The following is a 24,119-nucleotide window of genomic DNA, read 5'->3' on the forward strand; positions in this document are numbered from 1 at the left end:
TCAATAGTATTGTCCGTATCGAACCGGCATCGCCAATGCGCCGGAATGTAGTGGGGTGGGGACATGGGCGCACGCGTACTGGTGATCGGGACAATCTCGCTATGCCTGGTTCCCGGGATCGACCATGCCGAGGCCCAAACCGCATCTGGCGAGAGTGAGGTCTTGCCAGCCATCGAGGTAGTCGCCCCGCCGACATCAGCCAGACCGGCGGCCAGACCAGCCCGCGGCAGTACCGCACCTCGAGCCACCCGAAGTGTGCGCAGGGTTTTTATCTATCCGACCGCCCCTACGCCGGTGGTTGGCGTGGGAATAGATGTCGACAAGGTGCCGGCAGCGGTCAATGCCGTTGGCGCCGGGCAGATCGCGCGCACGGACTCGCTGAACATCGCGGATGCACTACAGCAACGGGTGCCGGGTATCGTCCTCAGCGATACCACCGGAAATCCGTTTATGCCCGACGTACAATTTCGAGGTTTCGTTGCATCTCCGGTTTCGGGTACTCCTCAGGGATTGGCGGTTTACCAGAACGGGATCCGCATCAACGAAGCGTTCGGCGACACCGTTAATTGGGACTTGATTCCGACCGCTGCGATTAGGTCGGTCACGGTGGTGACGAACAATCCTGCATTCGGTCTCAACGCACTCGGCGGCGCCGTCAACGTGCAGATGAAGGACGGCTTCAACTATAAAGGTGCCGAAGTCAACACGATGGGCGGATCGTTCGGACGCATCCAGAGTTCGGCGCAGTATGGCAAGCAGATCGACAATTTTTCCGTCTATGGCGCACTCGAAGGCCTACGTGACAACGGCTATCGCAATTTTTCGGAATCGGCGATTCGCCGGTTTTACGGTGACGTCGGCTACCGGACCGACAGCAGCGAATTTCACCTCAACGTGGGCGTCGCCAAGAACAATTTCGGCGCGGCGGCGGCTGTTCCGGTCGAACTGCTCCAGAGATATTGGGGCGCGACCTATACGACGCCACAGACTACCGACAACCGCGTGGCCTACGCCAATTTGACCGGAAAGGTGGAGGTGACGCCGACCTGGACGATCGAAGGCTCGGCGCGCGTCCGGGCATTCCGGCAGAAGACGGTGGACGGAAACCCGACCGAGACGGAGCCGTGTGCCGCCGATCCGGGGCTGCTTTGCTTCAACGACGATGATGTGGCCGCAAATGGCCTTAACGGCGTCCAACTCGCAAATCCGTTCCCTGACACGGCGGTGTTGGGGCAGATCGACCGGACCACAACCCGTTCGACGACGACTGGCGCGACCCTGCAGGCAACCAACACCGACCAGTTGTTCGGACATAACAACCAGCTCATGGTTGGCGCCAGTTTCGACTCCGGCGTCACCCGCTTCGGGGCCAGCGCGGAACTGGGCACGATCGGCTCGAACTACGTCGTCAGCGGCAGCGGCATATTTCTCGGGCGGTCTGGCGAGCCTGTATCCATCGGCCCGGTCTCGCTTCGCGCCACCAACCGGTATACCGGCCTCTATGCGCTCGACACATTCGACGTGACGGACGCGTTCTCTGTCTCGGGCGGCGGCCGGTTCAACTATGCAAACATCGTCCTTCAGGATCAGATCGGCACCGACCTCAACGGCAATCACACGTTCAGCCGCTTCAATCCGATGATTGGCGGCACCTACAAGATCACGCCGGGCTTGACGGCCTATGCGGGATATTCCGAAGCCAATCGCGCGCCGACGCCGCTGGAGCTCGCATGCGCCGACCCTGCGCGCCCCTGTATCGCTGCGGCATTCCTGATCGCGGACCCGCCGTTGAAACAGGTCGTCTCCCGCACCGTGGAGGCTGGTTTCCGCGGAACGACGGAGCTGAATATCGGAACGCTCGGGTGGAAAGTCGGTGCGTTCCGCGCGACCAATGCCGACGACATCCTGGCGATCCCGAGCCCGGAGTTGCAGGGATTTGGCTATTTCCAGAACGTAGGCCGGACGCGCCGCCAGGGTATCGAGGCTCAGGTCAGTCTGACGTCGAAGACGCTGCAACTTTATGCCAGCTATGCCCTCGTGGATGCGCGCTTCCTCGACCCTCTGACGCTCAACTCCCACAGCCCGTTCGCCGATGCCGATGGGAATATCCAGGTTCTGCCAGGCAACCGAATTCCGGCGATACCACGCAACCGGGTCAAGGTTGGCATCGATTATTCGGTCACAGACGCCTTCAAGGTCGGTGGCGATGCATTGTTCGTCGGCAGTCAGTATTTTGTGGGCGATGAATCCAATCAGGCGGCGCGGCTGCCAGGGTATTCCGTTTTCAACGTGCACGCCTCGTATCAGATCAACAAGACGTTCCAGCTCTACGGCCGCATCGACAACATTCTCGACCACCGCTATGCGGTTTACGGGACGTTCTTCGAAAGAGATGACATCCCCAACTTCGCCAATGGAGGTTTAGAGTTCACGGACGCGCGCTCGGTCAGCCCGGCGCGGCCGCGCGCCTTTTACGCGGGCCTGAAGGCAACTTTCTAGAGACGGGGGGCGTAAAGGCGGCCCAGCGATGATGCGCGGCAGAATGTTCAGCTTGCCATCGCGACACTCGTCAGGAAACATCCGGCGACGGATCGACGCAGTGCGCTTTGTGGATCGCGGACGGAACGAAGCCAAAATGCTTCCGGAATACGCGGCTGAAGTGCGACGAACTCGAAAAGCCCCACGAAAATGCGACGTCGGTGATCGTCTTTCCGTGCTGGGTCTCGAGCTCCTGCCGGCAGTGCAGCAGTCTCGCCCGCCAGATGTAATCACTGACGGTCATGCCCTTGTCGCTGAACAGCATGTGCAGATAGCGCTTGGTGCAGCCCAATGCCGCGGATATCTGGTCGATGCATAGATCCGGGTCGCGCAAATGTTCGCGGATGAAGGCTTGCGCGCGAATGTACATTGCTTCGGGACCGACGCGATCGAACATCGTGTCGGCCTCGCGCAGCGGTAACAGCAAGAGATCGATGAGCGAATCGGCGACGCCGATGGCGTTGTGAGGCGACAGTCTCTTTGCTTCGTCAAACGCGGTGTGCACGAAGTCGTAGGCGATGCGGCCGGTGCCGTTGCGCGCGGAGAGCTTGCAAGGCAACATCTTCGCCGTGCGGAAGCCGCGCTCGTGAAGCAGCTCCTTCGGGACGATCACGACCTCGTGCCGGGTCAATGAGGGGCTCACGATCGTGTGCGGACATGAGACGTCATAGGCAAGACAATCGCCAGGCATGATATCGATGCGGCGGCCGTTCTGTTCGAAATGCGAGATGCCGTAAGTCTGGAACAGTATCTTGACGTAGGGATGTTCGCTCAGCTTTGTGCCTGAGATCGTATGCGCGATACGATGCTGGCTCGCCTCGATCTGACAGAGTTTGAGCTGCGAGACGGTCGTGTAATTTATCCGCCCCTCCAGCGAGGAACCTTCCAGCGGATCGACATCAAACTGGCCGCATAGATCGGTCAGTGCATCTGACCAAGTTTGGATCTGCTTCTTCGGCGCTAACCCGGAAGTGCTGAGTGAACGAACCGTATCAGGCATTGCCCAGCCACCGATTTGAGAACAGGCTACAACCTCCGCCGAGGCGTCGGTCAGATGGTCGCGACATTTGGCCCCAATTTAGGCAGTCGTCAGGGAAGCGCGCAGATTCTTCCCAATATCCCTTTGACAATCCTCCAACTTAGTTTCGGCGGCGTCAAGGGAAACCTAGACCGAGAGTCGCGCAGGGAAAGCCGCGGGAACACGCCCACGGCATGATGCTTCGCAACATCACGGCAGAGCCGAAACGGCGCGCCAGCGCTAAATTTAAAAAATTCAGTTGGGTTTCGCTATTGAGCAAACGCGCTTCGCTCTTGGGCAAGTTTCCCATCTCCGGGCGGGATAGGAATAGGGACCAATAATGGAAGAATGGGCCGTTTCGGCGGAAACCCAAAACTCGTATCTTGGAGGAAACCACTATGCGCAAGGTGCTATCCGCAGCCTGTCTTGGCGCTATGGCGACATTCGTTGTCGGCGTCGCATACGCCAACGAAGAACTGATCAAGATGTCGCAGAACCCAAAGGACTGGGTGCAGCCGGCCGGCGACTACGCCAACACACGCTACTCGAAACTGAATCAGATCAACGCATCCAACGTCGGCAAACTCCAGGTCGCCTGGACCTTCTCGACCGGCGTGCTGCGCGGCCACGAAGGCGGCCCGCTCGTCATCGGCAACATGATGTACGTCCATACGCCGTTCCCGAACAAGGTCTATGCTCTTGACCTTTCGCAGGACAACAAGATCGTCTGGAAGTACGAGCCGAAGCAGGATCCGAACGTCATTCCGGTGATGTGCTGCGACACGGTTAATCGCGGCGTAGCCTATGGCGACGGCAAGATCTTCCTGCATCAGGCCGACACCACCCTGGTCGCGCTCGATGCCAAGACCGGGCAGGTCGCGTGGAGCGTCAAGAATGGAGACCCGGGCAAAGGCGCTACCGGAACCTCCTCGCCACTCGTCGTCAAGGACAAGGTGCTGATCGGCATTTCCGGCGGCGAGTTCGGTGTGCAATGTCACGTCACGGCTTACGATCTCAAGAGCGGCAAGCAGGTATGGCGCGCCTTCTCCGAAGGGCCGGACGATCAGATCATGGTCGACCCTGTGAAGACGACCGAACTCGGCAAGCCGGTCGGCAAGGATTCGAGCATCAAGACCTGGCAAGGCGATCAGTGGAAGATCGGCGGCGGCTGCACATGGGGCTGGCTGTCCTATGACCCCGGCCTGAACCTCGTTTACTACGGCTCGGGAAATCCCTCGACCTGGAATCCGAAGCAGCGTCCCGGCGACAACAAGTGGTCGATGACCATCTTCGCGCGCAATCCCGACGACGGAATGGCCAAGTGGGTCTACCAGATGACGCCTCACGACGAATGGGACTATGACGGCGTCAACGAAATGATCCTTACCGATCAGCCGTTCAATGGCCAGCCTCGCAAGCTGCTGACCCACTTCGACCGCAACGGGCTCGCCTATACGATGGATCGCGAAAGCGGTGAACTGCTGGTGGCCGAGAAGTACGACCCGAAGGTTAACTGGACCACCGGCGTCGACATGAACAAGAGCTCACCGACGTATGGTCGTCCGAAGGTGGTCGATCAGTATTCGACGGAGAAGGGTGGCGAGGACAAGAACACCAAAGGTATCTGCCCGGCCGCGCTCGGCACCAAGGACCAGCAGCCGGCAGCCTACTCGCCCGATACGCAACTGTTCTATGTCCCGACCAACCACGTCTGCATGGACTATGAGCCGTTCAAGGTGAGCTACACCGCGGGTCAGCCTTACGTCGGCGCGACGCTCTCGATGTATCCGCCCCAAGGCGAAAGCCATATGGGCAACTTCATCGCCTGGGACAACAAGGGCAAGATCGTCTGGTCGAACAAGGAGCCGTTCTCGGTGTGGTCGGGTGCGCTCGCTACCGCCGGCGGCGTGGTGTTCTACGGAACGCTCGAAGGTTACCTCAAGGCGGTCGATGCCAAGACGGGCAAGGAGCTCTACAAATTCAAGACCCCGTCCGGTATCATCGGTAACGTCAACACCTATGAGCAGGGCGGCAGGCAGTATGTGGCCGTGCTGTCCGGCGTTGGCGGCTGGGCGGGTATCGGCCTTGCCGCAGGTCTGACCGATCCGACTGCGGGCCTCGGTGCCGTCGGTGGCTATGCCGCGTTGAGCAACTATACCGCACTCGGCGGCACGCTCACCGTGTTCGCGCTGCCGCAGTAAAGCAGGACCACCACGTCCGGCGCGTGGCTCGTTCCACGCGCCGGTTGGTCTGCATCGAATATCAAGGATGAGCTCTTGCGTAAAATCTGGTTGATTGCGGCCACTCTCATGTTCGTGGCGCCGGGAACGATTGCCTTCGCTGCGGATGATGCTGCCGCGGTCAAGACCGAGGACGGCAAGTATTTCGACAAGGAAGGAAACCCGACCTACAAAGTCGGGGCCGATGGCACGGTCGATTGGTACACCTACTCCGGATACCGTCGCTATCATTCCGAATGCCACGTCTGCCATGGCCCTGACGGGATGGGATCGACCTATGCGCCGGCGTTACAGGATTCGCTGAAGACGATGAGTTATGGCGACTTCGTCGCAGTCGTCGCGAGCGGCCGCAAGAACGGCAACTCCGTCATGCCAGCCCTCGGCGACAACCCCAATGTCGCCTGCTACATGGACGACCTTTATGTGTATCTGCGCGCCCGCGCCCATGACGCCGTCGGGCGCGTTCGTCCGGCCAAGAAGGAAGACAAGCCCGACGCGTACACCGAGACAGAAAAGTCCTGCATGGGAAGCAAGTGATCATGCCGCACATGCGAGGTTCACGTCCTGGTACGTCCGTGCAGCGATTTGAAAAGCAAATGTGGAGCTTAAGATAAAAGCAAATGTGGAGCTTAAGATGAAGACCCGCGCCGCTGTCGCGTTCGAAGCCAAAAAGCCTCTTGAAATCGTTGAGGTTGATCTTGAGGGCCCAAAAGCTGGCGAGGTTCTCGTCGAGATCAAGGCGACTGGAATCTGTCATACCGACGCCTACACGCTCGACGGATTCGACAGCGAGGGAATCTTTCCTTCGATACTCGGTCATGAGGGCGCAGGCATCGTCCGCGAAGTCGGGCCGGGCGTAACGTCGGTCAAGGCCGGCGATCACGTGATTCCGCTCTACACGCCGGAATGTCGCCAGTGCAAAAGCTGCCTGAGCGGCAAGACCAATCTTTGTACTGCCATTCGCGCCACCCAGGGTAAGGGGTTGATGCCTGACGGCACCTCGCGCTTCAGCTATCAGGGCAAGCCGATCTTCCACTACATGGGCTGCTCGACGTTTTCGAACTTTACCGTGCTGCCGGAAATCGCGGTGGCAAAGATCCGCGAGGACGCGCCCTTCGACAAGAGCTGCTACATCGGTTGCGGGGTGACGACGGGCGTTGGCGCCGTGGTCAATACCGCCAAGGTGACACCGGGCGCCAACGTCGTCGTTTTCGGTCTCGGCGGCATCGGCCTCAACGTCATCCAGGGCGCGAAGATGGTGGGCGCCGACAAGATCGTCGGCGTCGACATCAACGATTCCAAGGAGGATTGGGGCCGCCGTTTCGGCATGACACATTTCGTCAACCCGACCAAGGTCAGCGATATCGTCCAGCATCTGGTCGGGCTCACTGACGGCGGAGCCGACTACACCTTCGACTGCACCGGAAACACCACCGTGATGCGGCAGGCACTCGAAGCGTGCCATCGCGGCTGGGGCGTCTCGGTCGTGATCGGGGTCGCTGAGTCCGGCAAGGAGATCGCCACCCGGCCGTTCCAGCTCGTGACCGGCCGTGTCTGGAAGGGCACCGCCTTTGGCGGCGCGCGCGGCCGCACGGACGTGCCGAAAATCGTCGACTGGTACATGAACGGGAAGATCGAGATCGATCCGATGATCACGCATGTCCTCAAGCTTGAGGAGATCAACAAGGGTTTCGACCTCATGCACGAAGGCAAGTCGATCCGTTCGGTTGTCGTGTTCTGAACTTCAAGCACAAGGAGGATAGGCCTATGACTGTTCATATCCACCCATCGATTGACAGCGGCGTAAAGCAGGGCACTGGCAACTTCGCCGGCGGCACCCTGGTCTGCAAATGCGCGGACAAGCCGGTCAAGGTCGCCATCAAGGGCGACGTGGCCCACAACCACGCCTGCGGCTGTACCAAATGCTGGAAGCCCGAAGGGGCGACCTTCTCTGTCGTCGCCGTCGTCCCGCGCGACAATGTGAAAGTAGTCGAGAACGGCGACAAGCTGCAGATCGTCGACCAGGCGGCGGCAATTCAGCGTTACGCCTGCAAGGCCTGCGGTACGCATATGTACGGCCGGATCGAGAACACGGGGCATCCGTTCTACGGGCTCGACTTCATCCATCCCGAACTGTTCCAGGAAGGCGGATGGGCAGCTCCTGGGTTTGCCGCGTTCGTGTCGTCCGTGCTGGAGTCCGGTGTTCAGCCGAATGAGATGGATGGCATCAGGGCCCGGCTGAAGGAACTCGGACTGGAGCCGTATGATTGCCTGTCGCCGCCCTTGATGGATGCGATCTCAAGCCACGTGGCCAAGTCCAAGGCCAAGGCCGCTTGAACAAGGCCGCTTGAACAAGGCCGCTTGAACAAGGCGGCTTGAAGCGGGCACCGGCCTGCTTGCGCGATATCAAAGGTGCGCTGATGGCGGTCGCCGTCAGCGCAACCGCGCTGCGAGAGTACGGCGAGGCGGTCCCATGCCTTTCCGGTTGGGTCGACGGGTGAGCAGGCCTGCCGGCCTCCAGTCTTCAGCGATCGGGCCGGCGGTGCGTCCCGCACCTAATTCCCAGACATCCAAGCCCTTCGAAGTCTTCGCGCAATCGCCGTGCCGCCATGGTTGTTGTTGCAGGCCGTGCAATCGGCATCACTTGACCGATCGTCTGATCTTGCGTGCTGCGGTGCGGTAGCCTGTCATGGCGGCGGCGATGCTGGAGGCGGACATTCCCCGGGAGGTGTTGACCCGTTGAGCGGTTCCCTTCTATGGACGGTGCTGACCGCATAGATGCTCGCGAGGATTCCCACGATGCCGATCGTCACAGACGCCGCCTTCATTCTGCCCGACGATTTCGCCGGTGCCGCGCTGATGGGGCGCGTCTGGCGTCCCGATCTTGCCGGCCCGTCGGTGATCGCGATCCGCCAGGACGGCGTGTTCGACATCACCGAGGACTTCCCCACCGCCAGCCAGCTTGCCGCCGCGGCCGATCCGGCCGGAGCGCTGCGCGCCGCGCGTGGCGAGCGCGTCGGCACACTGCAGGATCTCCTAGACAACACGCCGCCCGACACCCGCGATCCGACCAGGCCGTGGCTGCTCGCCCCGATCGATTTGCAGGTGATCAAGGCTGCCGGCGTCACGTTCGCCGTGTCGATGCTGGAGCGGGTGATCGAGGAGCGGGCGCGCGGCAATCCGGATTCGGCCGAAGCGATCCGGGCCGAGGTGACGCGGATCGTCGGCACCGACCTGTCGCAACTGAAGCCGGGCTCGGCCGAAGCGCAGCATGTGAAGGACGTGCTGGTTTCCCAGAACGCCTGGAGCCAGTATCTCGAGGTCGGCATCGGGCCGGACGCCGAGGTGTTTACCAAGGCGCCCGTGCTGTCCGCGGTCGGTACATGCGTGGATGCGGGCCTGCATCCGAAATCGACCTGGAATAATCCGGAGCCGGAGGTCGTGCTGGTGGTGGCGAGCGATGGGCGCATCGTTGGCGCCACGCTCGGCAACGATGTCAATTTGCGCGACTTCGAGGGGCGTTCGGCGCTGCTCCTGTCCAAGGCAAAGGACAACAACGCCTCCTGCGCGATCGGGCCGTTCGTGCGGTTCTTCGACGCGAGCTTCACGCTCGATGACGTGCGGAGTATGGAGATATCGCTGGAGGTGAAGGGGCCGGAAGGCTTCGTCCTGCACGGCGCATCCTCGCTGACCCAGATCAGCCGCGACCCGGCCGACATCGTCGGGCAGACGATTAACGAGAATCATCAATATCCCGATGGCTTCGCGCTGTTCCTCGGCACGATGTTCGCGCCGATCCAGGATCGTGCCGCGAAGGGGCAGGGGTTCACGCATGTCGAAGGCGATCTGGTGACAGTCGCCACGCCGAAACTTGGCCGGCTGACCAACCGGATGCGTCACAGCGGCGATTGCGAGCCATGGCAGTTCGGCTTGGCCGATCTCTTCGCCGCATTGATGCGCCGTAAGGGCGTCGGCCGAAGCAGCAATAGCGGATAGAAACGCGTTGGGAATCTATGCGCAAGTGGGCAGGAAGATAGTCGGCAGGATCGTCCACGCGATCCCAAGAAGCGAAAGCAGGATCAGGAGGTGTGATACGCCATGCAGGAACCGAGAGCTGCCGAGGCTCTGGGTGTGCGGCGCATTACCACGATGGAGCGTCCATGCCGTCAGGAGGAGGGCGGTTAAAGCAGCGGCAGTGGCAAGAGTAGTCGTCCAGGCCATCATGGTAGCCGCTGCGGCCGCTGGTCCGATGCAGATCAGCGCTTCGGCGGCGTAGACGGTAGTCAGATGCAGAAACCAGATAAGGGGCGGAGCAAGCACCTGCAGAAGATTGCCAAGGGATGGCTTGATGGTGTCGCTCATCCTGCAAGCCTCGGAAATCCGTGCACGAGGAGAAGCCCCAGCAGGCCTTGGCCGACCGTGTAGTGATATAGCAGGCCCAGATTGTCGAAGACCACGCGTCGTTTCCGATCGAGGCGGCCAGCGAGGCTCCGCGCCATCGCAAATCCCGTCATGGCCAGAACCGCGAGGGTTAGCTGCCCCTGTAGGAAAGCAGCCATATAGACCATCGCACCATGCGCATCGGATTCCGGGCGTAGCCCGATCCGCCATTGCGCGAACACGTCGATCACCAGCGCGCAGGTCAACGCGGCCGCGGCGAGCCCGGCAAGTCCTGCGAAAGCGCCACTGCCGCGAGACCTTCCGGGCAAAACACGTCGGGCGATTTCCAGGATGGCACTGCCAAAAACAAGCAGCAAAGCCGATACGACAGGGTATGCAATCGGCGCAAGCGCTGAAGGCCTCGGCCAAACCTGCGGTGAGACAGTCCACAAGTAGAGGTAGGAAAACACATAGGAGAGGTAAAGCGAACCGGCGACCAACAACAGGACGATCATGGCCCACCAGGCATGCGACAATGAACCGGTGGCATAGGTTGGGAGTTTGAGGTTCGCTCCGATATCGACGGGTGGCAGCAGCTTCAAGTCGCTACCCCACATCCACACGACCGTCATCGCAATTCCGAGCAGCCCGCAGATCAGCGCAAGTATCACCGCCTTGACGGTGAGCAGCATGAAGAAGGCAGCCGTGAGTATCGCCGCGAAGAACGGCGTCCAGCCCGGGCCGGGAAGGCGGAGCAGGTATTGCGGTGTCGCATCGAAGGGCGAGGTGACGATGGTTTCGCGCAGGCCGGTGATCGAGCCGGGCAAGAAATGCCGTCCGTCTTCGATCTCCCTGGCTAGCTGCGGATGATGCCACAGCGGGTATGCACTGGTTACGGCCGGAATGCTGCGCAGCCCATAGACATTATTAGGCAGCCACTCGAGGGTTGCCGCTCCCCAAATATTGCCGGCTGTTTTCGACATGGCAGGACGCAGGCTTCGAATCATGTCGAACAGAAACATGGCAATGCCGGCGGCGAGCAGAAAGGCGCCGATCGTGGAGATCATGTTCAACACGTCCCACTGCATGACTGCCGGATAGGTATAGACGCGCCGCGGCATCCCCATCAGGCCAGTGAGGTGCATCGGAAAGAACGCGACGTTGAAGCCCGCGAACATCAGCCAGAAGATCCACTTTCCAAGCCGTTCGGACAATGCCAGACGGCTGAATGCCGGCGCCCAGTAGTAAAATGCGGCGAACAGCGGAAACACCATTCCGCCGACCAGTACGTAATGGAAATGCGCGACAACGAAATAGGTGTCGTGCGCCTGCCAGTCGAACGGGACCATCGCGACCATTACGCCAGTGAGGCCGCCGAGACTGAAAATAAAGAGGAAGCCCAGCACGAACAGGGACGGCGTCGTCCACCGTAAGCGGCCTGACGCGATTGTCGCGATCCACGCAAAAACCTGAATTCCACTGGGTAGCGCCACCGCCATACTGGCGGCCGAAAAGAAACCAAGCGACAGCGCCGGAATTCCAGTAGTGAACATGTGGTGGACCCACAGGCCGAAGCTGAAAAAGCCGGTTGCGATCAGCGCCACGACGATAAGCCGATAACCCACAAGTGGTGTACGGCACATGGTCGGCACGATCATCGACACCATGCCGGCAGCCGGCAGAAAAATGATGTATACTTCCGGATGTCCGAAGAACCAGAAAAGATGCTGCCAGAGCAACGCATCGCCGCCCCTCGCGGCGATGAAGAAAGGCCAGTCGAACGCGCGTTCCAGTTCGAGCAGCAGCGTGGCCAGGATCACGGCCGGGAATGCGAAGACGATCATGCCGGCGAAGATCAGCATCGTCCACGCAAACATCGGCATCTGATCGAGGGTCATGCCGGGTGCCCGGGTGCGCAGCACGCCGACGATGATTTCTATCGCACCGGCGATCGCTGAGATCTCGATAAAGCCAATACCCAGGAGCCAGAAGTCCGCCCCCGGTCCGGGCGAGAACTGCGAACTGGTCAGTGGCGGATACATGAACCAGCCGCCCGATGGCGCGAGGTCGAAGAACAACGTGCTGAAGAAGATCAGTCCGCCGACCAGATAGGCCCAGAACGCATAAGCGCCGAGTCGCGGAAAAGGCAGGTCGCGCGCACCGAGCATCTGGGGAAGCAAAAGTATACCCATTGCCTCGATGACGGGAACGGCGAACAGAAACATCATCACGGTGCCATGCATCGTGAAGATCTGATTGTAGGCTTCCTGGCTGAGAAAGGTATTGCTGGGCACCGCGAGTTGAAGGCGCATCAGCAATGCGAGAATGCCCGCCAGCAGGAAGAACAGAACCGCAGCAGCGGTATAAAAAAGGCCGATCACCGTGTTGTTGACGTCAGTGACAATACGCCAGCCTCCAGGCGAAGCCCATATTGCTTCGAGCTGAGTCAGTTCCTCGCTTGGCCGGGGTAATGTGTTTGGGTGGGAGGCTGCGTCAACCATCTAGTCTGCTGCCTTGAGGCTCAGGAGGTAGAAGGCAAGCGCCTCCAATTGCTGTGGCTGCAGGATGCGAAACTCAGGCATCAAATTTCCGGGCTTGACGTGCTGGCCATCGACAATGAAGCGCATCAGGTTTTCGCGGGTCAGCGGCAGGGTATCGATGCCGACCGAGCGTCTTGCGCCGATGTGCGTCAGATCCGGACCGACCGAGCCTGCGGCAGCGGTGCCGCGCACCGTGTGACATGCGCCGCAACCGGCCGCGAGGAAGATCGATCTTCCGTGCAAGCCGATGTCGGTCTCGGGCGTCGCGGGCGCCGTCGCTGCGCGCTCGAGCCAGGCCGCATAATCGGATGAAGACATCGCGATAACGTCCATGGCCATGAGAGCATGAGGCCCGCCGCAATATTCGGCGCATTGTCCACGATAGACCCCGGGGCGATTGACAGTGAGCTGCAATTGGGTTGTGCGCCCCGGGATCATGTCGACCTTTCCGCCAAGGCTCGGCACCCAGAAACTGTGAATGACGTCGGCGGCCTTGAGTTTCAATGTGACCGGAGATCCAACCGGAATACGAATTTCATTGGCGCTGGCAATCTGTGGACCAGCAGGAGCGTAGTACATGACGCGCCACCACCATTGCTCTCCGACCACCTCGATGCTGACGGTGCTGCCGCCATCGGTCAGGTTGAGGTGCGATCGCGTCACCCAAACGCCATAGACCAGAAGCACCGTCAGCGTCACGGCAGGAAATGCGATGCCGAGCCAGATCACGGTGCTCTCTCGCGCTACCGCTTGGCGTACTCGCAATGACCCGCGGATGGCGAGCAGAAACGTCAAGATCACCAGGACGAGCACGAATGTCCCGAACCCGAACAGAAACCAGGCTACTTCCGCAATCTGCACTGCCTGGAGACTGCTCGGGTTCATCACCGATTGAACATCGCTGGTACAGCCGCCGAGAAGCATAGAGACGCCGAGCAGGTACCGGAATGGTCGAGCCCGTATCATTTATTCTCTTTCGAAGCTGACGCGCTTGTCGACGCAAAATAGGCCGCGACATCGTCGATCTGCTGCTCGTTTAGAGACCGCGCGATAGGCGCCATGATCGGATCGGTTGCTGAGGAGGATGTGACTCCCTTCCTCCAATTCCGCAGCCTATTGACGATGTAGGTGGCATGCTGTTCCGAGAGACGCGGATAGACGTTGAGCGCTGACGCGCTGTGACAATCCCTACATGCAGGAATTTTTGCATTCGGATCCCCCCGCGTCGCGAGCTCGCGCCCACGCTCGACGGCCGCAGCGTTCTCCAATCGGTTCGGCGCGCCCGGCCGCGCAAGGCCCGCGTAATAGCGTGCTACCCGCTCACGTTCGGCGGGGGAGAGTCCGCTCGCCACCGGCTGCATGATGCCGCTCGCACGGCGCCCCGCGGCGAAGTCTTCCAGCGCCGCAATCAGAAACTCGGCGGGCTGGCCGTGCAGCACCGGTACCAGGTGGCTTTTCGGTCCGCGGCCGTCCGCACCATGACAACGCGCGCAGGCGCTCATCGCCCCCGACGTATCCTCGGTGGTAGCGATCTCTCTCCCAATCTGCGGTCGAATTGACAAGCCGCCAAGCGCTAATTCGCGATAGGCCGCCGCATCAAGGGTGGGCAGTCGCCTGAGAAATGCGACTATCGCCCATACTTCGTCGTCGCGCTGCGTCGCGACCCAGGCCGGCATGCCGGTGTACTTGATGCCATGTTTGACAATCCAGAACAGCTCCCGATCGCGCCAATCCCGCACCGCCGTCGAAAGGTCAGGTGGGGAAGGCAACATGCTTTGCGCGATCGGATCGGTCGGAACGCCTGGTGCGCCGTGGCAATAGGCGCATCCATCGTGGAAATGAGCGGCGCCGAGTGCCGAAAGATCGTCGCTGTAGGTTTGCGGGGCCCCGATGCCAAGCGCATGAGTCCTTACGGAATTACGCATTCCGAATGTAAGAATGGCGTTGGTCAGCGCGAAGTGGCCACGACTTGCCGCAACGCTGTAAAGACCGGACCAAGCGAAGAGAAAGCCGCCGAGCACGATTGCGATCAGGCCATAGAGAATGAAACGGATGGTTCGTATCAGGCGTGGGCGTGAAACGAGGGGCATCGCTAGCGGCCGATGGAGAGCCTGCCGTCCGGCATGGGAGCCGCCGATATTTCCGTGCGTGTTATTAACTGCACGGTGATGATCACGGCCGCGACCAGATAGCTGAGTGGACAGGCTGTGATCATGAGCAGGCCGGCGAGATGTTGATCCTCCAGCGCGTGATGCAATGAGAAATGTTTGGGAGCGTCAGCAAGATGGCCCGTGAACCCATAAAGTGTTCTCGGCGCGAAGATGAGCAGCGCCGCAAGCAGACATGTCAGTTTTCCAGAAAGCAGGAGCGCCGGAATTGTCTGCCACCGCGAAGCGGCGGAAGTGGTCAGCAGGGACAACCAGAAGAACAGCGCAGCCAGCAACAGAGCTGCGTGGAACGTCAAACCAGCCGCCGGAGACCGGAGGAGAAGGTGATGGACCGCGGGGGAATGCCAGGTCCAGAGCAGAACAATCTGAAGGAAAGTCGCGGTCCAGAGCCAGCACGGTCGGGTGCCGCCGGTGTGCCGACGAGTAACGATCAGCGCGGCGACCAAGGGCGCGATGATATTCATCGACGCGATATGCAGCATCATATGGGTCGAGAAATGACCAAGATCGTAAACCAAAAGCACCGCCGCCGCGGTCAAGAGAACGGCAGTAGCGCTCGCGATGGCAGGACTGGTCATCCGGACGTTCAACAGTCTGGCTAATCGCCCTCAACGGGCACCAAACATCAAGTCTAAGTTCCCAAAGATGTTCCCGACGGCGCTGTTGGCGGTGGACGGCGCCTAGGAACCTACAGGACAAAACGGCATTGAAAGATGCACCGTTCATGGTTCGCAGACGCGAAACAGGAGCATGTGCATGACGCGGAAATCGATCTGGACGCGGTACGGCTTCGCCTGGGTCACTTTGACCTTGTTTCTGATCACGCTGACCGGTCACTGGATATTCGGTTGGTATGCCTACGCGAACGAGCAGCTTGCTCTGCAGCAGCCAGCGGAAATCGGCGATTACACCGTGCAGATGATGCGCGACACGCTGGAGAATTGGCAATCTGAGTTCTTGCAGTTGCTTTGGCAGGTCGCGGGCCTGGCCATTCTGCTGCACGTCGGCTCGCCGCAATCCAAGGAGGGCGACGACCGGATCGAGGCCAAGATCGACGCTATATTGCTTGCTGTGGAGCCGAAGAAAGGCGACAGCCTCCTGAAGGAAATCGACGACGAATATGAAGGGCGTCATACGGACGCGCGCTTTGTACGGATGCTGGAGCGTCGATATAGCTGAGCCCACCGTCGGCCAGTGATGCGGCATCGCTGCCGACGAGAGTGACTCGCCCTGATTCCCTGTTGTACGATCCTGATCGACGACAACCCGGGATGTATCCGCAATGGCGAAAATCAGGATCGGTCTGGCCGGCTGCGGCTTCGTGTCCGAGCTGCACATGCACGCCTATCGGCGCGTTTATGGCGTGGATGTCGAGGTCAGGGCTGTTGCGGCGAGGGGTGACCATGTCCTCGAGTTTGGCAATCGCCATCAGATCCCGACGGTGTACCGCAGCTTTCGCGATCTGATCGCGGACCGCGATCTCGATGTGATCGACATCTGCACGCCGCCCAATCTGCACACTTCAATGATTGTCGATGCGATGCAGGCCGGCAAACACGTTATCTGCGAAAAGCCGTTCGCCGGCTATTTCGGCCGGGATGGCGACAAGGCGCCGATCGGCAAGCACGTGCCGAAGGCATTAATGTATGAGCGCGTGCTGGACGAAATGGCGAAGACCCGTGCGGCGATCAACAGGACCGGCAAGCTCTTCATGTATGCGGAGGACTGGATTTACGCGCCGGCGGTGACCAAGACCGCCGAGATCCTCAAGGCCACGAAAGACAAAATCCTGTTCATGAAGGGGGAGGAGAGCCACTCCGGCTCGCACGCGGCGCACGCAGCGCAATGGGCGATGACCGGCGGCGGCTCGCTGATCAGGATGGGATGTCATCCGCTCTCGGCGGTGCTTTATCTCAAGCAGGTTGAGGCAAAGGCTCGCGGCGAGACGATCAGCGTTGCGAGCGTGACATGTGACGTCGGCAATGTCACGGCTATCCTCAAACCGGAGGAGCGCACCTACATCAAGGCCAATCCGGTCGACGTCGAGGATTGGGGCACGCTCACGGTGACCTTCTCCGACAGCACCAAGGCGACGGTGTTTTCCGGCGACATGATCATGGGCGGCGTCCGCAACCTGATCGAGACCTATACCAATGGCGGCTCGCTGTTCGCCAACATCACGCCGAACACGCACATGATGAGCTACCAGACCAGCGAGGAGAAGCTCGCCGGCATCTACATCACTGAAAAGGTCGACCGCAAGACCGGCTGGCAATATGTCTGCCTCGAGGAGGAATGGACGCGCGGCTATACGCAGGAAATCCAGGACTTCATGGAGTGCGTCGCCAGCGGCCGGCAACCGCTCTCCGATCTGGCGCTGGCCTTCGAGACGATCAAAGTCAACTACGCCGGCTATTGGGCGGCTGAGGAAGGACGGCGCGTCACGCTGTGAGCCGTGACCCCTCTCTTCCTTCTCCCTTTGTGGGAGAAGGTGGCGCGCGCAGCGCGCCGGATGAGGGGTGCTATCCGCTGACTCAATTGCGAGAGGTTCACGCGCGGAGAGAGACCCCTCACCCGGCTTCGATGCGAAGCATCGAAGCCACCCTCTCCCACAAGGGGAGAGGGTGAAAGATCGGCTTACACCGCGTAGACCGATGACTTCGGCAGCGGGAACACCGGGTCCTGCGTCCTGATGTTGGTGGGCCAGACCACCGAGATATGCTCGCCGGCATTTTGCATCACGACCGGCGTCGAGCGCTCGTTCTGGCCGGAAAGCGGCGTGCCGGGCCGATAGAATTTAACGCCGTAGCCCTGGATGGTGCCGCCCGGCGGGATGTCCACGTCGAGCGCCGCCTTGCGAACCGCTTCGGGATCGAAGCCGCCGTATTTCTCCTTTGCCACGGGCAGCACGTTGTTGAGCAGGATCCAGGTCTGGTTGAAACCCATCGAGCAATGCGGCGGAACGTCGGTCGCGCTGGTTTTTTCCTTGTAGCGGGCGACCATCACCTTGGTGAGATCGCCGATGCCGGGTGCGAGTTTCGCGGGATCGAGCAATTGCGCCGGCACCGGATCGATGTTGCAGAAATTGTCGATGTCCGCGCCGAAGGTCGCGCGCAACTTGTCGAGCTGGCTGTAGCCTGCGCCGGCGCCGAACAGCATCTTGAACTTGAGGCCGTTCTCGCGCGCCTGGCGCAGGAACAGAGTGATGTCCGGATTGTATCCGGCATGAGAAATCACATCAGCCCTGGCGCGTTTGATCTTGGTCACCAGCACCGACAGGTCGGGGGCGGACGCAGAATAGCCTTCCTTGAGCACGACTTGCAGGCCGGCCTCCTTCGCATAGGCTTCGTCGGCCACGGCAACGCCGACCCCGTAGGGGCCATCCTCGTGAATCAGCGCGACCTTGACGTCTTTGGGCTCCATGCCGAGCTTGGCTTTGGCGTGCTCGCTGATGAAGCTCGCAAAGGCCTGGCCATACTGGTCGGAATGAATCTGTGCGCGGAAGACGTATTGCAGGTTCTTGTCCTTGAACACGGCGGTCGAAACCGCAGTCGTGATCCAGAGAATCTTCTTCTGCTGTTCGACCTTGGCCGAGAGCGGAACCGCGTGCGAACTCGCATAGACACCGTTGATGATGTCGATCTTCTCCTGGTCGATCAGGCGATTGGCCTCATTGATCGCCACATCCGGCTTGCTCTGGGAATCGGCAGCGACAGGGACAACCTTGTACTTGCCTCCGATGCCGCCCTTCTCGTTGACGAGATCGATGGCAATCTGCGCGCCGATCGAGGAGGCGACCGACCCGCCCGCGGCAAAGGGGCCGGTCAAGTCGTAGATCAGGCCGATGCGCACCGTCTCGGCTTGTGCCTGCGCGCGGGTCCAATCGAAGCTGAATGCGGCGGCGGCCGCTGCAGAAGTCTTCAGCAGTGTTCTGCGTGAAGTCGGCATCGTCTCCTCCCACTGAATTATTATTATCGCCGGGACTGGTTCTTCCGGTTTTCAGTCAAGTATTTGGAGAATACGGCGGGAAGTCAACCTGCGCGCATGCTCGTCATGGGGCACTTGTGGCAGTGCAAACGTGTGGTGGGGCAGGCGCGAGGGCAGGGCTCTGAAGTCCAGCGACTCCCATGAGGCCGCCAGGCTGGCGCTTCGTATTGAAGAGACCGATACCGAACGCGAGGTTGCGTTCGAACTGACTGTCCGCCTTCGGGCGGCGAAGGCTTGCCGATCTCGCGCAGCGCCTGGAACGCGACTAAATGCGATTTGTTGCGATTGGGTCAGACAAACCAAGTGGTGTTGAAAACAGTAAGGCCGCACTAACAAAATTTGTCCGCCGCCTCTTTTTGGCCGAGTTCAACCTTTCAGTTTGTCAAATCATCGCACATCCGCCATCACTCCATGGCATCAGTGCAGAAAGCGAGACGAAAATGTCATCGCCTTCAGATCAGACTCGGCGCACAATCATCCTGACCGCCCTCGCAACTGCGGTGCACGTATCGGCGCCTCGATCGGCCGCTGCCGAGGAAGACGCCCCCGGCAGCGACCTGCGACCTCAAAAGGCCGACGTCCTGGTTTTCGCTGAAGGAGATCATGCGGGTGAAGTGATCAAGCCGCAGGATCTCGCAGCCGGCGGACCAGCCGTGCGCGCTTGGCCAAAGGATCCCAAAACCTCAGTGGTCCGCAAAGGCTCGCGGTTGAATGAGGTGGTGGTCGTAAAGCTCGATCCAGCCGAACTTGATGACAGCACGCGCCCACGATCGGCTGATGGCATCGTTGCGTATTCTGCGATTTGTTCCCACGCGGGGTGCCCGATCACGGCCTGGGGAAAGGCAGCGCAGGGCGAAAAGGACGTCCTTAAATGCGTTTGCCATAATTCCGAGTTTGATCCCCGACAAAGCGCGCAAGTGGTGTTCGGTCCGGCGCCGCGGCGCCTCGCAGCACTTCCCTTGGCCGTCGCTGACGGCTCGCTCACGGTGGCTGGAACATTCGTTGGAAAGGCAGGAGCACAGCAAGGAGGGTGACGGCGGCCTGCATAAGATGCGCACGACCGACAAGAGATAAAGAAAACAAACAGGGAGGTAGCGTCTATGACCATGAAGCAATGGCTGTTGCCGAGCTTGTTCGCGTCAACATGCCTGTTCTCAATCGCCGCCGGTGCGAGCCCGATCGAGAGGTACAGTCCGGTGACGGCCGATCGCCTCAAGAACCCGGAACCCGGCAACTGGATGCTCTATCGGCGGACTTACGATGGGCAGGGATATAGCCCGCTTAGCCAGATCAACACTTCGAATGTCAAAGACCTGGTGCCGGTGTGGACTTTCTCGACCGGCGTGGTGGAAGGGCACCAGTCGCCTCCGGTCGTCAACAATGGCGTCATGTTCGTCACGACACCGCAAGGTCAGATAATCGCCCTCAACGCCAAGACGGGTGACGAGTACTGGCGATACAAACGGCAACTCCCCGACGATCTATTCCAACTGCATCCAACCAACCGCGGCGTAGGCTTGTGGCAGGACAAGCTGTATCTGGCCACGACGGATGATCATGTGGTGGCTCTCGACGCGAAGACCGGCAAGGTGCTCTGGGATACCAAGGTTCAGGACTACAAGAAGGGTCAATACCTGACCCTGATGCCCCTGGTGGTCGACGGCAAGGTCATCGTCGGTGGCTCGGGCGGTGAGTTCGGCATTCGCGGCTATGTCGTCGCGTTCGACGCCGATACCGGCAAGGAACTGTGGCGGACCTTCACCATACCGGGGCCGGGCGAGCCGGGCCACGAAACATGGAGCGGTGACGACTGGAAATCGGGTGGTGCGCCCGCCTGGATGACTGGCAACTACGATGTCGAGACCAGGACAATCTACTGGGGCACCGGCAATGCCGCACCTTGGCCCGGGGAAACGCATCCCGGCGACAATCTTTACGCGACCTCGGTGCTTGCGCTCGACCCGGACAGCGGAAAGATCAAATCATACTTCCAGTACCATCAAAACGATTCCTGGGACTGGGACGAGGTGGATGCGCCGATGCTGGTCGATCTGCAGAGAGACGGCCGCACCATCAAGAGCCTTATCCATCCGGGGCGCAACGCGATCTTCTGGGTGCTCGAGCGTAAGCCGGAGGGCATCAAATACGTGGCTGGCTGGCCATTCGTTTATACCGACGTCTGGAAGGGTATCGAGCCGAGCGGCAAGCCGATCGTCGATCCTGCTCATAAGCCCGGCATTGGCAAGCGGGTCGAATTCTGTCCATCATTGTGGGGCGGCAAGGATTGGCCGTCGGCGGCCTACAGCCAGAATACCCGCCTGGTCTACGTTCCCGCCAACGAGAATTTCTGCGGCGGCTTCACTGGCGAAAAGCTGCCGCTGGTGCCGGGTCAGCTCTGGCTCGGGACCAAGCCTGAAGATATCGGTCTGAAGGTTCGGCCGGGTGCCACGCATTTTGGCGAGTTGCAGGCGTGGGACCCCGCGACGGGAAAGAAGGTCTGGTCGCATAATTTCCCCAAATCGCATCTGTTCGGTTCGGTGACGGTGACCGCCGGCGATCTGGTCCTGGTTGGTGGCACCAACGACCGGATGTTCCGCGCCTTTCACGCAAAGACCGGCGAACTGCTCTGGGAGCAAAAGACCAACTCCGGCATCACGGGCATGCCGGTCGCGTACGAAGTGGACGGCACGCAGTATATCGCGGTGCAGTCCGGGTGGGGCGTTGACGCGCAACGCATCCAGGATGCTTTGGCGACCCAGAATAATGTCGGCATCGAGAATAACGTGCCGCAGGGCGGCGTCGTCTGGGTGTTCGCCGTCAAGAAGTGATCGGCAGACATCAGGCTTGCTAGGTATCGATCAGAGATGAGAAAGGGCGGCGAACGAACGTTCGCCGCCCTTGTTCTGGCCGGTGCGGCCCAGCGTTCCCCTTATGCCTCCAATTGCTTGCCGATCGGCAGTGCGCGGATGCGCTTGCCGGTCGCGGCGAAGATCGCGTTGATCAGCGCCGGCGCAACGGGCGGCAGCCCTGGCTCGCCAACGCCACTGGGTGGCGTGTCGGGGCCGGCAGGCGCGATATAGACGTTGGTCACAGCAGGGGATTCGTCGATCCGAATTACCGGGAAATCGTCGAAATTGCCCTGTTGCACCTTGCCGTCCTTGAAAGTGATCTCGCCATACTTGGCGAAGCTCATGCCCATGATTACAGCGCCTTCCATCTGCGCCTGGATTCGCTCCGGATTGACGTGGGTTCCGCAATCGATCGCGGTATCCACCCGGGGTACGGTGAGCTTGCCCTTGTCGTCGAAAGCTACCTCGACAATGGTCGCGATGTAGCTGACGAAGCTGCGGTGCGCGGCAATGCCGAGCCCGTGGCCCTTGGGCACGGACCGTCCCCAACCGCCCTTGTCCGCGACCAGCTCGACGACCTTGCGAAGGCGCGCGGTATCGATTGGATAGCTGTCATAGGGCTCACCATAGTTCCAGAGGTCCTTCACGGAATCTAGCTTGAGGATCCGGGGAGAGCCGATCAGCTCCAGCAGCATGGTCTTTTGATCGCGGCCCGTGGCATGGGCGAGTTCGCCCACCATCGATTGCACCGCAAAGGCGCGCGGGATATTCGACACCGAGCGGAACCAGCCGATCCGGGTACGCGCGGCCGCTTCCGGATTCTCGCACTGGACGTTGGCGATCTCAAAGGGCATGTCGACCAGCCCCATGCCGAGTTCGAACGGCGCCTGATGCACCGCACCGGCGGCAAATGTCGAGGCGATGCTCGGCGCGACGCTGCGATGCCGCCAAGCCGTCACCTTGCCGTTCTTGTCGAGGCCAGCCTCAATGCGTTCCACCGAGACGGTGTGCAGGAAGCCGTTGCGAACGTCGTCTTCCCGCGTCCATTGCACCTTTACGGGGGCCCCGAGCTCCTTTGAAAGCAGTGCCGCCTCGAGGGCGAAATCGCACTTCGACTTGCGCCCGAAGCCGCCGCCGAGCAGCGTGACGTTGACGGTGACATTCTCCTGGGGAATGCCGAGCGTTTTGGCGACGTCTTCGCGCGTTCCGCCTGCGCTTTGCACCGGTGCCCAGATCTCCGCCCTGTCGCCCTTGACGTCCGCGACCGCGACCGGCGGTTCCATGCTGACATGGGCATGATGCGGCACGTAGTACTCACCGACGATCACCTTGTCGGCGCCCTTCAAGGCGGCCTCGACGTCTCCCTCCTTGCGTACCACCAGGCCGGGTTTCCGTGCGGCTTGCTCCAGTTCGGCGCGGTAGGCGACCGACTCGTATTTGCCGTTGGCGCCATCGTCCCAGACGATCTTCAACGCGTTGCGGCCCTTGATAGCCGCGCCGGTGTTGCGCGCGATCACGGCGACCCCGCCCAGCGGCTGGAATTTTGAAGGCCACGGCCAGCCCTTGACTTCCATGACCTTCTCGACGCCGGAAACCTTCATCGCCTCTGCGCCGTCAAACGACGCGACCCTGCCGCCGGTCACCGGCGGTCGGGCAATGACGGCGTACTTCATGCCGGGCAGGCGAACGTCGGCGCCGTAACGCGCGGTGCCCACCGTGATGTCGCGAAGGTCGACAATGCCGATCTGGCCTTTGCCCAGATAGCGGAAATCCTTTGGGTCTTTCAGCTTTAGACCTTCGACACTCGGGACCGACTGCTTGGCGGCATCGGCTGCCAGTTCGCCGAAGCCGATGCGGCGTCCGCTCGCACTGTGAATGACTTCGTGATTGACCGCCTTCACTTCGGTCGCCGGCACACCCCAGCGTTTCGCCGCGGCCGTTTCGAGCATGGTGCGGGCCGAAGCGCCGATCTGACGCATCGGCATCAGGTAGTGACGCGTGCTGCGCGATCCGTCGGTATCCTGGTTGCCGAATTTGGCCTCGTCGCCAGGCGCCTGCTGGATGCGAACGCGCGACCAGTCGGCTTCCATCTCTTCGGCAACGATCATCGGCAGGCTGGTGCGGACACCCGTTCCCATCTCGGCGCGGTGCGCGACGATCGTCACTGTTCCGTCGGAGGCGATAGAAACGAAGACGCGCGGGTCCACCACGGTCCCGTGCGGCATCTTGTCCGCGCCGGTCTGGTAGGCGGCAAAGCCGGGGCGGGACATCACGGGGGCGGCCAGAACAAAGCCGCCAGCCAGTCCGAGGCCCTTGAGGATGCTGCGGCGCGAAACGTTGTCGACTTTGACGTATCGCGCAAAGCCACGGAGCTTCTTGGGATTGGTGAGAATGTTCAT

18 protein-coding genes are annotated in these 24,119 nt (G+C 60.8%); 10 read left to right on the forward strand and 8 right to left on the reverse strand.

What is annotated here, in order from left to right:
- Nucleotides 1-63: 63 nt before the first annotated feature.
- Entirely contained in the window at nt 64-2,499 is a 2,436-nt protein-coding gene (locus LMTR3_RS29305; RefSeq protein WP_065748428.1) for a TonB-dependent receptor, read from the forward strand.
- A gap of 70 nt (nt 2,500-2,569) precedes the next feature.
- Here LMTR3_RS29305 and LMTR3_RS29310 read toward each other — a convergent pair whose 3' ends face one another.
- Nucleotides 2,570-3,538, reverse strand: a complete 969-nt coding sequence (locus tag LMTR3_RS29310) for a helix-turn-helix domain-containing protein (RefSeq protein WP_057847777.1) — start codon at nt 3,536-3,538, stop codon at nt 2,570-2,572.
- Between the two features lie 416 nt (nt 3,539-3,954).
- Between LMTR3_RS29310 and xoxF5 the strand changes: the two genes are divergently transcribed.
- The 5 genes from xoxF5 (at nt 3,955) to LMTR3_RS29335 (ending at nt 9,792) form a co-directional block, all read left to right on the forward strand.
- The gene (gene xoxF5, locus LMTR3_RS29315) at nt 3,955-5,757 is read left to right on the forward strand and encodes a lanthanide-dependent methanol dehydrogenase XoxF5 (protein WP_065748429.1); all 1,803 of its coding nucleotides are present in this window, start codon (nt 3,955-3,957) and stop codon (nt 5,755-5,757) included.
- Nucleotides 5,758-5,865: 108 nt separating this feature from the next.
- On the forward strand, nt 5,866-6,333 hold the full coding sequence (locus LMTR3_RS29320) for a c-type cytochrome, methanol metabolism-related (protein WP_065748430.1): 468 nt from the start codon (nt 5,866-5,868) through the stop codon (nt 6,331-6,333).
- 97 nt (nt 6,334-6,430) lie between these two features.
- Nucleotides 6,431-7,537: an S-(hydroxymethyl)glutathione dehydrogenase/class III alcohol dehydrogenase gene (locus tag LMTR3_RS29325; protein ID WP_065748431.1), complete on the forward strand. Its 1,107-nt coding sequence runs from the start codon at nt 6,431-6,433 to the stop codon at nt 7,535-7,537.
- 26 nt (nt 7,538-7,563) lie between these two features.
- On the forward strand, nt 7,564-8,133 hold the full coding sequence (gene gfa / locus LMTR3_RS29330) for an S-(hydroxymethyl)glutathione synthase (protein WP_065748432.1): 570 nt from the start codon (nt 7,564-7,566) through the stop codon (nt 8,131-8,133).
- A 462-nt stretch (nt 8,134-8,595) separates the two neighbouring features.
- A complete protein-coding gene (locus LMTR3_RS29335) occupies nt 8,596-9,792 on the forward strand; it encodes a fumarylacetoacetate hydrolase family protein (RefSeq protein ID WP_065748433.1) in 1,197 nt (398 codons plus the stop codon).
- A 15-nt stretch (nt 9,793-9,807) separates the two neighbouring features.
- Here the strand turns inward: LMTR3_RS29335 and LMTR3_RS29340 are convergent, their stop codons facing one another.
- From LMTR3_RS29340 to LMTR3_RS29360, 5 genes are read right to left on the reverse strand one after another with little or no spacing between them, the layout of a single operon-like run.
- The gene (locus LMTR3_RS29340) at nt 9,808-10,158 is read right to left on the reverse strand and encodes a hypothetical protein (RefSeq protein WP_065748434.1); all 351 of its coding nucleotides are present in this window, start codon (nt 10,156-10,158) and stop codon (nt 9,808-9,810) included.
- A complete protein-coding gene (gene ctaD, locus LMTR3_RS29345; RefSeq protein ID WP_065748435.1) occupies nt 10,155-12,677 on the reverse strand; it encodes a cytochrome c oxidase subunit I in 2,523 nt (840 codons plus the stop codon). Before ctaD ends, LMTR3_RS29340 begins: the two co-directional genes overlap by 4 nt.
- Entirely contained in the window at nt 12,678-13,682 is a 1,005-nt protein-coding gene (gene coxB, locus LMTR3_RS29350; RefSeq protein WP_065748436.1) for a cytochrome c oxidase subunit II, read from the reverse strand.
- Nucleotides 13,679-14,806 (reverse strand): c-type cytochrome, encoded by a 1,128-nt coding sequence (locus LMTR3_RS29355; protein WP_065748437.1) that lies wholly within the window; start codon nt 14,804-14,806, stop codon nt 13,679-13,681. Before LMTR3_RS29355 ends, coxB begins: the two co-directional genes overlap by 4 nt.
- 2 nt (nt 14,807-14,808) lie before the next feature.
- Nucleotides 14,809-15,462 (reverse strand): cytochrome c oxidase assembly protein, encoded by a 654-nt coding sequence (locus LMTR3_RS29360; RefSeq protein ID WP_084029873.1) that lies wholly within the window; start codon nt 15,460-15,462, stop codon nt 14,809-14,811.
- A gap of 178 nt (nt 15,463-15,640) precedes the next feature.
- On the opposite strand from LMTR3_RS29360, the gene LMTR3_RS29365 reads away from it, so the two are divergent.
- Both LMTR3_RS29365 and LMTR3_RS29370 read left to right on the forward strand, forming a co-directional pair.
- A complete protein-coding gene (locus tag LMTR3_RS29365; protein ID WP_065748629.1) occupies nt 15,641-16,063 on the forward strand; it encodes a DUF6766 family protein in 423 nt (140 codons plus the stop codon).
- 103 nt (nt 16,064-16,166) lie between these two features.
- The gene (locus LMTR3_RS29370) at nt 16,167-17,336 is read left to right on the forward strand and encodes a Gfo/Idh/MocA family protein (protein ID WP_065748438.1); all 1,170 of its coding nucleotides are present in this window, start codon (nt 16,167-16,169) and stop codon (nt 17,334-17,336) included.
- A 185-nt stretch (nt 17,337-17,521) separates the two neighbouring features.
- Here LMTR3_RS29370 and LMTR3_RS29375 read toward each other — a convergent pair whose 3' ends face one another.
- On the reverse strand, nt 17,522-18,832 hold the full coding sequence (locus LMTR3_RS29375; protein ID WP_065748439.1) for an ABC transporter substrate-binding protein: 1,311 nt from the start codon (nt 18,830-18,832) through the stop codon (nt 17,522-17,524).
- Nucleotides 18,833-19,311: 479 nt separating this feature from the next.
- On the opposite strand from LMTR3_RS29375, the gene LMTR3_RS36890 reads away from it, so the two are divergent.
- Both LMTR3_RS36890 and LMTR3_RS29380 read left to right on the forward strand, forming a co-directional pair.
- Nucleotides 19,312-19,905, forward strand: a complete 594-nt coding sequence (locus LMTR3_RS36890; RefSeq protein WP_141686879.1) for a QcrA and Rieske domain-containing protein — start codon at nt 19,312-19,314, stop codon at nt 19,903-19,905.
- A gap of 66 nt (nt 19,906-19,971) precedes the next feature.
- Nucleotides 19,972-21,699, forward strand: a complete 1,728-nt coding sequence (locus LMTR3_RS29380; RefSeq protein ID WP_065748440.1) for a methanol/ethanol family PQQ-dependent dehydrogenase — start codon at nt 19,972-19,974, stop codon at nt 21,697-21,699.
- 101 nt (nt 21,700-21,800) lie between these two features.
- Here the strand turns inward: LMTR3_RS29380 and LMTR3_RS29385 are convergent, their stop codons facing one another.
- Nucleotides 21,801-24,119, reverse strand: a complete 2,319-nt coding sequence (locus tag LMTR3_RS29385; RefSeq protein WP_065748441.1) for a xanthine dehydrogenase family protein molybdopterin-binding subunit — start codon at nt 24,117-24,119, stop codon at nt 21,801-21,803.

The sequence above is a fragment of the Bradyrhizobium sp. LMTR 3 genome (genome assembly GCF_001693485.1).
Classification (GTDB): domain Bacteria; phylum Pseudomonadota; class Alphaproteobacteria; order Rhizobiales; family Xanthobacteraceae; genus Bradyrhizobium.